At 55.3% G+C, this 14,161-nt stretch carries 9 protein-coding genes; 7 read left to right on the top strand and 2 right to left on the bottom strand.

Annotation, left to right across the window (positions count from 1 at the left end; translation table 11 throughout):
• The first annotated feature begins 92 nt into the window (after nucleotides 1-92).
• From DESAC_RS16400 to DESAC_RS12150, 7 genes are all read left to right on the top strand, one after another.
• The gene (locus DESAC_RS16400) at nucleotides 93-833 is read left to right on the top strand and encodes a transposase (protein WP_013707364.1); all 741 of its coding nucleotides are present in this window, start codon (nucleotides 93-95) and stop codon (nucleotides 831-833) included.
• A 303-nt stretch (nucleotides 834-1,136) separates the two neighbouring features.
• Entirely contained in the window at nucleotides 1,137-4,562 is a 3,426-nt protein-coding gene (locus DESAC_RS12125; RefSeq protein ID WP_013707365.1) for a DEAD/DEAH box helicase, read from the top strand.
• Nucleotides 4,563-4,956: 394 nt separating this feature from the next.
• On the top strand, nucleotides 4,957-5,304 hold the full coding sequence (locus DESAC_RS12130; protein ID WP_013707366.1) for a hypothetical protein: 348 nt from the start codon (nucleotides 4,957-4,959) through the stop codon (nucleotides 5,302-5,304).
• Between the two features lie 3 nt (nucleotides 5,305-5,307).
• The gene (locus tag DESAC_RS12135; RefSeq protein WP_013707367.1) at nucleotides 5,308-5,610 is read left to right on the top strand and encodes a hypothetical protein; all 303 of its coding nucleotides are present in this window, start codon (nucleotides 5,308-5,310) and stop codon (nucleotides 5,608-5,610) included.
• A 183-nt stretch (nucleotides 5,611-5,793) separates the two neighbouring features.
• Entirely contained in the window at nucleotides 5,794-7,053 is a 1,260-nt protein-coding gene (locus tag DESAC_RS12140; protein ID WP_013707368.1) for a Glu/Leu/Phe/Val family dehydrogenase, read from the top strand.
• 659 nt (nucleotides 7,054-7,712) lie between these two features.
• Nucleotides 7,713-8,561, top strand: a complete 849-nt coding sequence (locus DESAC_RS12145; protein ID WP_013707369.1) for a prohibitin family protein — start codon at nucleotides 7,713-7,715, stop codon at nucleotides 8,559-8,561.
• Between the two features lie 37 nt (nucleotides 8,562-8,598).
• Nucleotides 8,599-11,226: a PEP/pyruvate-binding domain-containing protein gene (locus DESAC_RS12150; RefSeq protein ID WP_013707370.1), complete on the top strand. Its 2,628-nt coding sequence runs from the start codon at nucleotides 8,599-8,601 to the stop codon at nucleotides 11,224-11,226.
• 89 nt (nucleotides 11,227-11,315) lie between these two features.
• Here DESAC_RS12150 and DESAC_RS12155 read toward each other — a convergent pair whose 3' ends face one another.
• Nucleotides 11,316-12,320, bottom strand: coding sequence for a zinc-dependent alcohol dehydrogenase family protein (locus DESAC_RS12155; RefSeq protein WP_013707371.1), 1,005 nt, complete (start codon nucleotides 12,318-12,320; stop codon nucleotides 11,316-11,318).
• 159 nt (nucleotides 12,321-12,479) lie between these two features.
• Nucleotides 12,480-13,985 carry an acetyl-CoA hydrolase/transferase family protein gene (locus tag DESAC_RS12160; RefSeq protein WP_013707372.1) on the bottom strand — a complete coding sequence of 502 codons (1,506 nt, stop codon included), beginning with the start codon at nucleotides 13,983-13,985 and terminating at the stop codon, nucleotides 12,480-12,482.
• Nucleotides 13,986-14,161 lie beyond the last annotated feature (176 nt).

Below are 14,161 nucleotides of genomic sequence, written 5' to 3' on the forward strand. Positions count from 1 at the left end.
ATCCTGTTGGGGCGAACCACATATTCACCCGGCGTGATGGGCGAACACAAGGTTCGCCCCTACGGGGAGAGGATAGGTGCAAGGACAATAAAATGAAACAGCGGCGTTCCATGCGCGTGGCGGGATATGATTACAGTCAACCGGGCGCATATTTTATTACCATCTGTATTCAACATCGCCTCTGTCTGTTAGGCGACATCATTGAAGGGGTGATGAATCTAAATGAAGCAGGAGAAATGGTCCGCCATGCCTGGGAAGATTTGCCCCTAAGATTTCCCTTTATGACACCGGACATTTCGGTGGTCATGCCCAATCATTTTCATTGCATTTTTTTATTTACCGGGTTGGGTAGGACCGAACCCCATATTCCCCCCGACAATAACAGATTTTCCACATCCCGTAGGGGCGAACCCCATATTCCCCCCGACGTGATGGGCGAACACAAGGTTCGCCCCTACAACGGAGATCTCTTTTGCTGTAGGGGCGAATCTTGTATTCGCCCTGACGAGAAGGTTCGCCCCGACGGGGGTTGGCCAGGAGGGACAGCAAACGATTCTGTTGGACGCATAATACAAACATTCAAATCCATCACGACTTTGGCTTATATTTCCGGGGTCAAGAATCGTGGATGGCCTCCGTTTTCGAAAAGATTCTGGCAAAGAAATTATTATGACCATGTGGTACGTGATGAGGCAGCATTGAATCGAATCCGAGAGTACGTTGTGTCAAACCCGTTGAGATGGCATCTTGATCGTGAAAATCCGCAACCGCAGGGACAGGATGATTTCGACATATGGTTGAATCAATTTCCCCGATCATCCATGCCTCTATAGGGGCGAATCTTGTATTCGCCCCGGCAAAGAGGTTATTCATACCGCGTAGGGGCAAATCTCGTATTCCCCCCGCCAATAACAGATTATCCACATCCTGTTGGGGCGAACCACATATTCACCCGGCGTGATGGGCGAACACAAGGTTCGCCCCTACAACGGAGATCTCTTTTGCTGTAGGGGCGAATCTTGTATTCGCCCCGCCAATAACAGATTTTCCACATCCCGTAGGGGCGAATCTTGTATTCGCCCCGACAATAGACGCGCGGGGGAAAATAGAAAGCCCGTTCGCAAGCGAGGAGATCTATGGCTTTCGAGGTAAACGAAAAAAATCTTGCCGCCCTGGAGCCGCTGTTCAACCCCTGGGAAGAACCCCTCCGTCACCGTCTGCCGAACCCCATGCCCGGCGGTCCGGCCATCATCCAGCCGGGGCGGCGGCCGAGCAAATGTTCTCTGGTCCGCAGCATCCGGGCGGAAGTGGACGGCTGGCGCCAGGGCGGCTACGCCGGCGTCAGCCAAACCTCCCGCACCCTGCTCACTTATTGGTTCAGTACCGAACACGAAATCCGCGATGAGGCCGGCAACGCCATCCCCTTCCGCTACCACTGGGCCCAACGGGAAGCCATTGAGACCATCATCTACCTCTATGAACTGCGAAATATCAAAAGCCTGGCGGAGATGATGACGGAATTCGGCGGCGGCAGCCTGAATGACCTGGCCCTGGGCCTCAACCCGGAGGAAGACCGCTGGCCCCGGAACTGCTGCAAGGTGGCCACCGGCGGCGGCAAGACCAAGGTGATGAGCCTGGCGATAGTCTGGAGCTACTTCCACCGCCTGTACGAACCGGGCTCCGACCTGGCCCGGCACTTTGTCATCATTGCCCCCAACCTGACGGTCTATGAACGCCTGAAAGATGATTTTGAAAACTGCGTCGTTTTTTATCACGACCCGCTGCTGCCGGAGGAATGGAAGTCTGATTTTCAGGTGCAGGTAGTACTGCAGGATGAGCCGGGCGGGGCCAGCACCGGCGGCGCCGTCTACCTGACCAATATCCACCGCCTGTATGAATCGCGGGTTAACGGCGGCGGCACAGAGGCCGAGGGCGTGGCCGCTATCTTCGGCCCGCCAGTGAAGCGGGCCCAGGCTCTGGACACCGGCGCGGCGCTGAGGGAACGGATCACTCGCCATCCCCGGCTGATGGTGCTCAATGATGAGGCCCACCACCTGCATGACCCCGACCTGGCCTGGAACAAGGCCATCGAGGCGCTGCACCGCCAGAGCGTTAGCCGGGGCAACGGCGGCGTCTGTCTGCAACTGGACTTCACCGCCACCCCCAAGCATACCAACGGCGAGCTGTTCCACCATATCGTCTGCGACTTCCCCCTGGGTGAGGCAGTGGACGCCGGGATCGTCAAGGTGCCGGTCCTGGGTGAATCCGATGAACTTGTGGAGCGGGGCAATAAGCGAACCCCGGCCCGCCAACGCTACGCCAACCACCTGAATCTCGGCTACCAGCGTTATGAAAAGACCTATGCGGAATGGAACCGAGTGCGCAAACCGATCCTGTTCGTCATGACCGAAGACGCCCAGGCCGCCAATGAAATTGCCGACTACCTGGACAGCGACACCTTCCCTCTCCTTAAAGGCCGGGTCCTCAACATCCACACCCGCCTGAAAGGCAAGGTGAAAACTGTCAAACGCGGCGGACGGGAAATCAAGGAATTCGTCGAAAACGAGACCGCCATGAAACCGGATGACCTCCGGGCCTTGCGGGAGATGTCCCGGGAGTTGGACGCCAAAGACAGCAAGTTCCGCTGCGTGGTTTCCGTGATGATGCTCCGGGAGGGCTGGGACGTGCGCAACGTCACCACCATCGTACCTTTGCGCCCCTATTCCGCCAAGGCGGGGATTCTCCCGGAACAGACCCTGGGCCGCGGCCTGCGCCGCATGTTCCCGGCCGCCGGCATCCCGGAAATGGTGACGGTGGTACACCATCCGGCGTTCCGTAAACTCTATGAGGAGGAGCTGGCCCAGGAGGGGGTGGATATCGGCTACCTGCCTATCCGGGAAGTCTTCAAACAGACGGTGACCATCTTTGTCGACCGCGCCAACAAGCCGGTGGCAGACCTGGAAATAGAACTCCCGCTCATCTCCGATGCCGTGGAAACCATTGCCGAGCTCCAGGGCTTAACCTTTGCGGCGGTGCGGCGCTATTTCCAGGAGCGTTACAGCCCCCTGCCCGTCGGCCGGAGAAAAACAGGCCCGGTGGAGTACAAAGAACGCCATCTCTTCACCGATGAAGTCGTCGCCCGGATGCAGTTGGATGCCGGCCTCCTGACCAACGCCTGGTCGGCGGCAGGGTATTTCGCCCAGATGCTCGGCCGGGCCTGTCGTCTGAGCAACCCGCACCAGATATTGACGCCCCTCGTGGAGGAGTTCCTCGGCAAGGTGCTGTTCGAGCGCGAGGTGGACCTCTTTTCCGGAGAAGTGGACCACCGCATGCGGGAGGTCGACGTTATGGAGCACGTTCGGGCCACCTTTACCCCATTAATTCTGAGCCGCACGGTCAAGAAGAAAGAACGCCAGCGGATCAGCCGGGGACAGCGCCTTTCCACCTGGAAACCATACCAGGCCAGCAGCACCGAAAAGCGTCCGGCGGTCACGGCGCGACGCACCATGTTCAACCTGGCGCCTTGCGAAAATGAATTTGAGCAGGAATTCGCCGATTTCTGCGACTTTGCCGATGATATCAGGGCCTTCGCCAAAAACGCCGGACCGCAAAAGCTGATGATTGACTATCTGAAACCCGACGGTCATCGCGCCCACTATATCCCCGACTTTTTTGTAGGTCTCAAAGAGGGCGATTACCTGCTAGTGGAACTGAAAGGCAAACAGGACAACCTGGTTCCCCTCAAAGCCAGAACGGCGGTGGAATGGTGCCGGGCGGCCTCCCAGGGAAAGGTCAGGTGGCGTTACCTTTATGTTCCCTACTACCTCTTTCAACAGAGTGCTCCGGCCACCCTGGAGGAACTGCGGCGCGCCTGCGAGCCCTCCCTCAAAACGCTGCTTGATGAAGAAAAATCGAGACAGGCCCGGCTCCCTTTGGAAGAGGCCACCGCCCAACAGGAAGCAGAAGACCGGTTTACCGCCGTCCTGCAGCAGGCGGGTATGTCGTCAGCACCCGCGGCGCTGGCAGATTCCCTGCGCCAGGCGGTCCATCTCCTGGATTATGCCGTACGGGCCGGAATGCAGGATCTCAGCCATGCGTTTCAACCGTTATTACGCCCGCTGGATGAATATGCCATAAAGCTCTTGGAAAACCGCCTGCGGCCTTGCCTCCCGCCGGACACTGCCTCCCAATGGGCCTATTTCAGTCCATATCTCGAAGACCTGCCCAAAAAAGAACAGATGTTGTTATCCCGCTATCAGAAATATCTGCGCGGTTATCTGGTCTTTGGCCGTCCGATCTTCAAGGTCGGCCTGCTCCTCTATTGTATCGACTATGCCCAAGGGGGCGGCCATCGAACCGGGGGTGTTTGGGCCGACGTAGAAAAATGCTTCGCCGACCAGGCCATGGCTGAACTCTTTACTATCCTCAAACCGGTAACGGCATTCCGCAATACCCGGGTAGCGCATGTGGAAACCAAACTGGACAACCCCGATGAGGCCTGGAAAGCTATGGTTGACTGGTGCCGCTGCCTGGGCCGAATGGCCGGTTTAACGTATGGTTAATAATGCCGCACCCCTGTGCAAAATTTGCACAGGCCGAAAATAGCGCAGGGCAGCAGCCCCTCTCCCCCCCTTTCCAGATCTTTGAACCCCATCTTGGATGTTGCAATACCACCATCTCAACCACCTGCCGCTGACCCGGCAGGATCGCCGATTCATGCATTGATAAATTATATTAATCGGTTGGTAATTCCATCCGGTTAGCCGGGCGTGCTGGCACAGGTGTTGCTTCGCAGTATTACAGGGCAGATACAAGATTCGCCCCTACAGCTAAAATCTACCTTTGGCGGCGAAGCAGGCGTCCTGCGGTTTATGCCATTTCGCCAGCAGAAAATATTGGCATGGATTATTACAGGGCGAATACAGGATTCGCCCCTACAGCTAAAAGGCGGCGTTGATGGAAAGAAGTCTCAAGGATGCATCCCGAACCTGCCGAACCGATGATGAGATCGCCCAGGAAGAGATCGCCCGCACGAACGCCAGGTTGCGTCATTTTCGGGGCATAGCTGTCACCGTGATGCATGACGCCCTTGAGATTTTAGAAGAAATCTGGGATTCCTGCCAAGATCCGCGTTCCTGGAAAGAAATCTTAGACGGGGTCCCGGAGCCGGCGGCCCGAACGCCGACGGGGGGATGGCCGGAATTTTACGAGAGACTTCATCTTCTCCGGGCATACATTGACTATGCCAAAAGACTCTGCGAAGGATCAATAGATCGACAGCATTCGGAACCGAAGGGAGGTTGAATAATGCTCAGCAAACTTGAAGTCATCCCTGGAGGCAAACAACCTGAGAGCCATGAAGTTCTGTCCCCTGAAGAAGACTTGAGAACTTTTCACCTGGTTCTTGATAGCCTGCTGCGGGAGGCCCAGATGACCTGGGCGGACATCTGGAACGAGCTGATGGGTACCGTGACCAACGGCAGCATCATCCTATCCGACGCCCAGAAAGGGGCCAAACCCAAGTGCGGCTGGGCCGAATTCCTGGAAAAACTCTGGCTGCTGAAACACTACCTTGATTATGCCAGGAAATTTGCCGCCAAAGACGCCTAATGGCAAATTTATGAGTCAGAACTGGCAACCACGGCACAATTATCAGAACGCGCCTGGAGACTTCAATTGAAGGAGCGAATTTCGTCTTTGCCTTACAGCCTGCTGCGCCCTCTGATTTCTAACTAATGCACGCAGTATCAAAATCATACAAATTTTTTTATCATAAGGGGAGAGGTCGATTAGATGACAGAACACAGCCATAACCATAATCCGTTCCACATCGCCCAACAGCAGATCAGGACCTGTGCCGACATTCTGGGTCTGGAGCAGAGCGCCCGAGAGGTACTCCTGCGTCCCATGCGGGAATTTCACGTCAATTTCCCGGTTCGGATGGATGACGGGTCGATTAAGGTCTTCGAAGGTTACCGCGTCCAATATAACGATGCCAAGGGACCCACCAAGGGGGGGATTCGCTTCCACCCAGATGAGACCATTGATACCGTCCGGGCCCTAGCCGCCTGGATGACCTGGAAGTGCTCTCTGCTAGACCTGCCCCTCGGCGGCGGCAAGGGCGGAGTGGTATGCAATCCCAAGGAATTATCCCTGCAGGAGCAGGAGCGCATCAGTCGGGCCTACATCAAGGCTATCGGCCAATTTATCAGTCCTACCAAAGACATACCGGCGCCCGACGTCTATACCAACCCGCAGATCATGGCCTGGATGGTGGATGAGTACTCCTCGATGGTGGGCAACAACCAATTCGGGGTGATCACCGGCAAACCCCTGCCGCTGGGTGGCTCCCCCGGACGGTCCGACGCTACCGCCCGGGGCGGCATGTTCACCCTGCGCGAGGCGGCCCGGGAACTTGGTATCGACCTCAGCAAGGCCACTATGGCCATTCAGGGATATGGCAATGCCGGTTGTTATGCTGCCTCCCTGGCGGAATCGATGTTCGGCTGCAAAATTGTGGCCGTCTGCGATTCCAAGGGGGCGGTGGGCTGTAAAGATGGCATCTGCATCCCCAAACTGACGCAGCACAAGCAGGATACCCTGTCGGTCTGCCACTGCGAGGGCACCGAGGACGTCAGCAGCCAGTCGCTCATGGAAATGGACGTGGACATCCTGGTGCTGGCCGCCCTGGAGGGAGTCCTGACGGCGAAGAATGCCGACCGGGTGAAGGCCAAGATCATTGTGGAACTGGCCAACGGCCCTACCACCCCGGAAGCGGACGAGATCCTGTACCGCAAAGGGATACACGTTATCCCTGATTTCCTCTGCAACGCCGGCGGAGTAACCGTCTCATATTTCGAAATGGTACAAAATGCCTATATGTACTATTGGGATGAAAAAGAAGTTCATGAGAAGCTGGACACCAAAATGACCCGGGCCTATCATGAGGTCCTGGAGACCTCCAGAAAGTTTGTCATCAATATGCGTCAGGCCGCCTATGTGGTGGCGGTGGAGCGCGTGGTGGAAGCGATGCGGCTCCGGGGCTGGATTTAATGCCGATTCGCAATCAAAATAGGGGCGCCCCTATCTGAGGGCGAATACAAGATTCGCCCCTACGGGGGGAATCTAGACTTAGCGGCGAACCGGAATAAGTTCGGCGCCGGCGACCGATAATCATGGACTTATGATCAAAAACCTGATAGTAAGACACTAGATGGATCAGCCGACCTGGACACTCGGCTCTTAAGAGAGAAATTCGGCGCCGGATTGTCGATCTAAAATCTGCTGAACAACTTATACTAATTTAACATCAAAGTTAGAGTTTAGCACAAATGACTTAAAGATCGATTAAATAAGGTGGAACAGGCTTCCAGCCTGTTCAATATTGCACAGGCGGGACGCCTGTGCCACCGATAGTTTTTTCGTAATACTTCAGCTATCTGAGATAATAAATCAGGAACATGATTGACGGTGCCCACCCTACAGCACCGTAGCATCGACAGACCCGTCTGTAGGGGCGAATCTTGTATTCGCCCCAAACAACTGAAGTGTTACGTTTTTTCAATTACTCTATATTTGACATCAAATTAGTATTAGGTGTCAACCGGAAGGGGATGGTTTATTAAGGTAACCCGAGAAGAGTTACTTTCCATCCCCTTTTTAACGTTACTTTTGCTGGCGGCCGTTGGGACGCGTAACGCACGAGGTGTTTTATGACAAATTATGATGTCGAACGGGCTATGCGGATGATAACTCAGAAAGGCCCCATGCGGTTGGTTCTGGTAATCGGGATTATCCTGCTGCTTTTCCTGTTGTCGCGTCCCTGGGTTCAGGTCGGGGCGGGGGAAAGAGGCGTGATTCTCAATTTTGGCGCGGTCCAGGATTACGTGCTGGGTGAAGGCTTACACTTCAGGATGCCTGTTGTTCAGACGATTGCCTTGATGGACGTCAAGGTGCAAAAATCTCTGACCAACGCCGCCGCCTCCTCCTCTGATCTTCAGGAAGTAAGTTCCGAAGTAGCGCTGAACTACCATATTATTCCTGATAAGGCAAACGTTGTCTACCAGACTATCGGCGTTTATTTTAAAGATCGCATCATAGACCCGGCAGTCCAGGAAGTGGTCAAGGCAGTAACGGCCAGGTATACCGCCGAGGAGTTGATCACCAAGCGTCCGGCCGTGAGCGAGGCCATGCGGACAACCCTGAGTGAGAGGCTCATGGAGCACAACATCGCCGTAGATGCCTTCTCCATCGTCGGCTTCAGCTTTTCGAAGATATTTATGGAGGCTATTGAAGCCAAGCAGACGGCGGAACAGCTTGCCCTGAAGGCGCGCCGAGACCTGGAGAGGATCAAGATAGAAGCGGAACAGAAGATTACCGCAGCCACGGCGGAGGCAGAGTCTTTACGGCTGCAGAGAGCGAATATTTCGCCCGACCTGATAGAGCTCAGAAGGGTTGAGGCCAATCTCAGGGCAATAGAGAAATGGAATGGCATCCTGCCTCAGGTCACCGGCGGCGGCGCGGTGCCATTTATCGGCATCGGTGAAACCCCACGGAAATAACCTCCGAACCTTTTCGTAAACCTCAAAAAGGTGCGCGATGCAACATTCTCCGGTCATTGGCAGCGGCATACCGGCTCTGGACAGCATCCTGCAGGGGCTTCGCCTCGGAGATAACGTCGTCTGGCAGGTGGACGGACTGGATACCTACCGCAAAGCGGCGATTCCTTTCGTCAGGCAAGCCCTGCTGGACCGCCGCCGGGTCATCTACGTCCACTTTATCCCGCATTGCGATATCCTGACGCCGCTGTCCGGCTTCCTGGCTGAAGAAGTTGATCCACGCCCGGGTTTTGACTCCTTCAGCGCCCAGTTAAACAAGATCATCGACGAGAATGGCAGGGGCGTATTCTACGTCTTTGACAACCTTTCGGCGCTGGTGGCCGAGTGGGCCACCGATGAGCTCCTGGCGAATTTCTTTCAGTTGACCTGCCCATATCTGCGGGAACTAGATACCGTGGCGTATTTCGCCCTGACCCGAGGACAGCACTCCCATAGCGCCGTGGCCCGGATCAGGGACACTACCCAGGTCCTGATAGATTTCTACCATGTCGGGGACCGGCTTTATATCCATCCGCTCAAGGTATGGGACCGGTATTCCTCTCAAATGTTCCTGCCGCACCTGCTCAGCAACGGCATTCTCACCCCGGTCCTGGTGAGCGGAGATGCCTCCGCCATATCGCAGACTGCCAGCAAGAGCCCCCTGAAAGTCAAGGCCGATTCGATAGCCCCCTGGGATAGCGTCTACCGCAAACTGGCCCAGTACAGCGAGGACGAACTCAGTTTTCTGGAGGCTACGCCGGAGATTCAGGCTCTCAAGCAGGAGCTTTCCCAGATGATCATCGGCGGGCACCCGGAATTCCGTCGTCTGGCGGACAAGTATCTGACTCTCAACGATCTTCTGAGCATTAGAAACCGTTTGATCGGTTCCGGGCGCATTGGCGGCAAGGCGGCGGGGATGCTGCTGGCCCGCAGAATACTTCTAAATGATTCTAGTGAGTTAGACTTCTCCGGGGTTTTGGAGGAGCATGACTCTTTTTTTATCGGTTCGGACGTCTTTTTCACCTTTCTGGTCAATAATGATCTGTTCCGCCTGCGGCTGCGCTTGACCAGGAATTCCCAGATTTCGCCGGAAGAGTTCGAAAAGGTTGAAGAGCGTTTTTTGGCAGGCAGTTTCCCCCAGGAGATTATGGAGCAGTTCAAAGATCTACTTGCTTATTTTGGCCAGGCGCCGATTATTGTCAGATCGAGCAGTCTGCTGGAGGACGGTTTCGGCAACTCTTTTGCCGGCAAATATCGGAGTGAGTTCTGTGTTAACCAGGGCGATCCCGAAGAACGGATGGAGTATTTTCTTAGAACCGTGAAATTGGTCTATGCCAGCGCCGTGAATCCGGATGCCCTGTCATATCGACACCTACGAGGCTTAGGAGAATCCGACGAACAGATGGCTATCCTGGTACAACGCGTCTCGGGTATGCGATATAAAAGCTTTTTTTTCCCACCCCTGGCAGGCGTGGCCTTCTCACACAACCTCTACCGCTGGACCGACCGGATAGATCCAAACCAGGGAATCATCCGACTGGTCTTCGGGTTGGGAACGCGGGCCGTCAACCGGGTAGGAGGAGATTATCCGAGGATGATTGCCGTCAGCCACCCGCAACTGCGCCCCGAAGTCGGCTGCAAAGTGGCAACCTACTCGCAGCGGGAGATGGACCTGCTGGATTTATCAGCCAATGACTTCGCCAGCACGCCGGTGGCCAGGGCGATCTCGGATCTGGACTTTCCTAACCTGCATCTATATTTTTCTTTTCTGGATGATGGCTACCTTAGAGAGCCGAGCGGACCGCGGCTCAAAAGCCTCAAGGACGGCATCCTGACCTTCAACCGTCTTATCGCCCGGACTGATTTTGTCAAGATCATGAGAACGCTCCTGGCAAAACTCGAGAAGGCCTACGGTTACCCCATCGACATGGAATTCACCGCTTTTGTAGATGCCGAGGGCAGAATAAAGATCAATCTGGTCCAGTGCCGTCCCATGCGGTTGACGGGTTTGACGGAGGTTGCCAGTATCCCGGAGGATATCGCTCCTGATTGTATCCTGTTCCGGGCCAATCGGACAATTTCAGGCGGGACAGTCCCGAATATTCGATACATTCTCTACATTGGGGCAGAATCCTACGCCAGAAAGGCCTCCTTGGAATTAAAACAGGAGATGGGAAGGATCGTGGGGGAGATTAATCGCCATCCGGAAATTGTCCGTCAGCAGATCATGATGATGGGGCCGGGACGGTGGGGCAGTTCCAACGTGGCGCTCGGAATAAACACTACCTATGCCGATATCAACCATACCTCAGTCCTGGTGGAAATAGCGCGGGAAGAGGCGGGACACATCCCGGATGTGTCATACGGCACCCATTTCTTTCAAGATCTGGTGGAATCCCAGATTATCTACCTGCCGCTGTATCCGGATGACCCTCAGGCTGACTTTAATCTCGAATTTTTCCAGAACTCACCTAATATTTTAAGCCGCATCCTGCCCGAGGCTCAGAGATTCGAGGAATTCATCAAGGTGATCGATGTTCCCGCGGTTACCGGCGGCCGCTTTGTTCAAGTAGTGGCTGATCCGCGCCAACAGCAGGCCCTCTGCTTTATTAGAGATCATGAGTGCTGAGAATAATGGATTTATACCTCCAGTAATTTCCCCTATCTTGGCGGTTCACTGTCCACTGTCCACTGTCTATAGGTTACGTCCCCATCTCTTTATGGATTAATGGCCAATACCGCGGCACCGTTGATCTTTCCGGCTTTGATAAGCTGCAGGGCCTTGTTTGCCTCGGCAAGGTCAAAGACCTGGGTTTCGGTGTGGATAGGAATCTCCGCCGCTAACCGGAGGAGTTCCTCGCCGTCCCGGCGGGTACTGGCAGTCACCGAACGCACGGTTTTCTCGTAATAAAGATGTTTTTCATAATCCAAAGACGGAATCTGTGACATATAGATACCGGCCAGGGCCAGAACGCCGCCTTTATCCAAAACCCGTAATGCCTCCGGGACCAGGCTGCCGGCGGGGGCGAAGATGATGGCGCTGTCCAGGGGGGCCGGCGGAAGGTCCTGGGCCTGTCCCACCCAGGCGGCCCCCAGTTTCCGGGCCAACTCCTGGTGGCCAGGACTGCGGGTAAAGACAAAGACTTCACAGTTCCAGTAACGGGCCACCTGGATGGCGATATGGGCCGAAGCACCAAAACCATACAGCCCCAATCTCCCCCCCGGTTTGATCTCACTAAGCCGAAGGGCCCGGTAGCCGATAATGCCGGCGCAGAGCAGCGGCGCCGCCTCCAGGTCGGGAAAATTCTCGGGCAGGCGATACGCAAAATCAGCCGGCGCCACGGTCATCTGGGCATAGCCGCCATCGCGGTGATAACCGGTAAACTGCGCCTGTTCGCACAGGTTCTCCAGACCTTTGGCACAAAAACGACAGTTGCCGCAGGCCCAGTGAAACCAGGCCAGCCCTACCCGATCACCGACCTGGAACCGCTTGGTACGCGGTCCCAACTCCTTCACCCGACCGACCACCTGATGACCGGGAACGAGTGGCAGCCGGGCCAGAGGTAGCTCCCCCTCTACGATATGCAGATCAGTGTGACAGACGCCGCAATAACTTATCTCTATCATCAGCTCCCCCGGTCCCGGCAACAGCGGGGGGAGCTCTACCAGATGGAGGGGATTACTGCCGATAGGCGCAGGGAATTCCAAGACCATGGCTTGCATTGAAGTATCCTTCCGATCATCGTTAAAAATGACTCTATTTTTGCCCTCACCCCAACCCTCGGAGGGAGAGGAGATTCAAGGAAGTTATTTCCCGGCCAACAGGAAACCGAAAACCAAAAACCAAGATTTATACACTAGAAACCAGAAACGAACAACTTGCTACTTACCGGATTGATAGGGATCCCAATCGAAGCCCCAAAAATCGCTGTGAAACGGGATCTTGTAATTCCGCCGGTCCTCGTAGGAGGGATAGCGCCGGTCCCCACCTTCCTGGGCCAGCATAGGGACGGGGAATTTAGGGGGCAATAGCCCGGCTTTGTGGGCCTCTTGGGAGAGCCATTCCCGGTCCTCGGGGTGAGCGATGGAGATCAGAGCTGCGGCGCGTTCGTAGCCGCTCAGTCCCCTCAGGTTGACGATGCCGTATTCAGTACAGATATAATGCGACAATTGGGCTGGCACGTCCACTGCCGAACCTTCGGGCAGGAAGGGAACGATGCGAGAGCTGCCATGTTTACTGCGGGAGGTCATCGAGGCCACGGCCCGGCCGCCCTTGGACTGGGAACAGAACGAAATGAATTGAAAGTAGCCCCCGGAGCCGGAGATGGGCCGCTTATGGTAGAAACTACAGCACTGCTGCCCCAGGAGGTCCACGGCCACGCAGTTGTCGATGGCGATCATATGGTCGATGCGGGCCAGGTTATAGAGGTTGTTGGTATAGCCGATATCATAGACGGCCAGGTTTTGGTTCCGGTGCACCGTATCGTAATACCATTCGGCATCGAAGGGAAAGGCAAAGCACCAGACGCTACGACCCCGGTCGATATTCTTATAACGGTTGGTGACCTGTCCTGATTCAATCATCCGGATGAGGCCGTAGTTGAGCATCTCGGTATGAATACCCAGATCCTGGAACCCGGCTTCGGCCATGGCCGCAACACAGGCTGAGGGCAGTGAACCGATGCCGAGTTGGATGACGTCCCGGTCCCGCATGATGCCCATAATGTGATGGGCGATCTGCATCTCCTCGGGCTTGGGCTGCAAGAGACGTTCATTGACCTGGGGCCAGGCATGGAGCTCGGTATCCACCTCTACCCAGTAATCAATTTCGTCGATGTGAATGGTGTTGAAACGGCCGCCTTCAGCCCAGGGGTAGTCGGCCCGGACCTCCAAGACAATATTTTTGGCAGTCTGGCGAAAGATATTGCAATTATTGGTCCCATAGGAAAAATTATAGAAACCGCGTTCATCCGGAAGGCTGGCGGCGTTCCACCACCAGTCGATGCCCCGTTGTTTCGGCTGGCGGTGAGCAAAGCGATAATGGTGAAACCACATACCCAGCGACCAGCCCCAGTGGGTCCAGTCGCTGACGTTATGCCGATCGCGGGCCTGCCGGTTCCAGGGAAAGAAAAAGTGTTCGTGGATACAATGAAATTCCTGGAGGGGATCCACCTGCTGGAATTCCGGATGAGGATAAAACGTGGCGTAGAGCCAGAGTTCGATATCCCGAAGCTGGGGACTTAACCGCTTGGCTAATTCCTTCATCAAGACGGTGGAATCCCCTCCAACAGAGCCGGGCTGTATCCAATCCCCGGATCTGACCAGATCCAGAATCTGCTGTGGAGTTCTTTTTTTATCACGGATTTTCTGCTGGACAGGCGTGGTCATGATGCTCCCTCCCGGAGTGTCGTCGAATAAGGAGTAATCGGTACCCTGTGTTCAGCGGCCGGTATTTAAGAAAATACTGACCATCATCGATCCCCCGGACACTGGTCCCTCATTACTTTCCCTCAGGTAAACGGCGATATCATACCAAATAATGAGTTTAAAAGGCAAACTTCTTA

It is taken from the genome of Desulfobacca acetoxidans DSM 11109, from assembly GCF_000195295.1.
In the GTDB taxonomy this organism is placed as follows: Bacteria; Desulfobacterota; Desulfobaccia; order Desulfobaccales; family Desulfobaccaceae; genus Desulfobacca; species Desulfobacca acetoxidans.

What these genes read in the sequence shown, in the direction of transcription:
- DESAC_RS16400 (WP_013707364.1), top strand. Translation starts at nt 93, where the DNA reads ATGAAACAGCGGCGTTCCATGCGCGTGGCGGGATATGATTACAGTCAA.
- DESAC_RS12125 (WP_013707365.1), top strand. Translation starts at nt 1,137, where the DNA reads ATGGCTTTCGAGGTAAACGAAAAAAATCTTGCCGCCCTGGAGCCGCTG.
- DESAC_RS12130 (WP_013707366.1), top strand. Translation starts at nt 4,957, where the DNA reads ATGGAAAGAAGTCTCAAGGATGCATCCCGAACCTGCCGAACCGATGAT.
- DESAC_RS12135 (WP_013707367.1), top strand. Translation starts at nt 5,308, where the DNA reads ATGCTCAGCAAACTTGAAGTCATCCCTGGAGGCAAACAACCTGAGAGC.
- DESAC_RS12140 (WP_013707368.1), top strand. Translation starts at nt 5,794, where the DNA reads ATGACAGAACACAGCCATAACCATAATCCGTTCCACATCGCCCAACAG.
- DESAC_RS12145 (WP_013707369.1), top strand. Translation starts at nt 7,713, where the DNA reads ATGACAAATTATGATGTCGAACGGGCTATGCGGATGATAACTCAGAAA.
- DESAC_RS12150 (WP_013707370.1), top strand. Translation starts at nt 8,599, where the DNA reads ATGCAACATTCTCCGGTCATTGGCAGCGGCATACCGGCTCTGGACAGC.
- DESAC_RS12155 (WP_013707371.1), bottom strand. Translation starts at nt 12,320, where the DNA reads ATGCAAGCCATGGTCTTGGAATTCCCTGCGCCTATCGGCAGTAATCCC.
- DESAC_RS12160 (WP_013707372.1), bottom strand. Translation starts at nt 13,985, where the DNA reads ATGACCACGCCTGTCCAGCAGAAAATCCGTGATAAAAAAAGAACTCCA.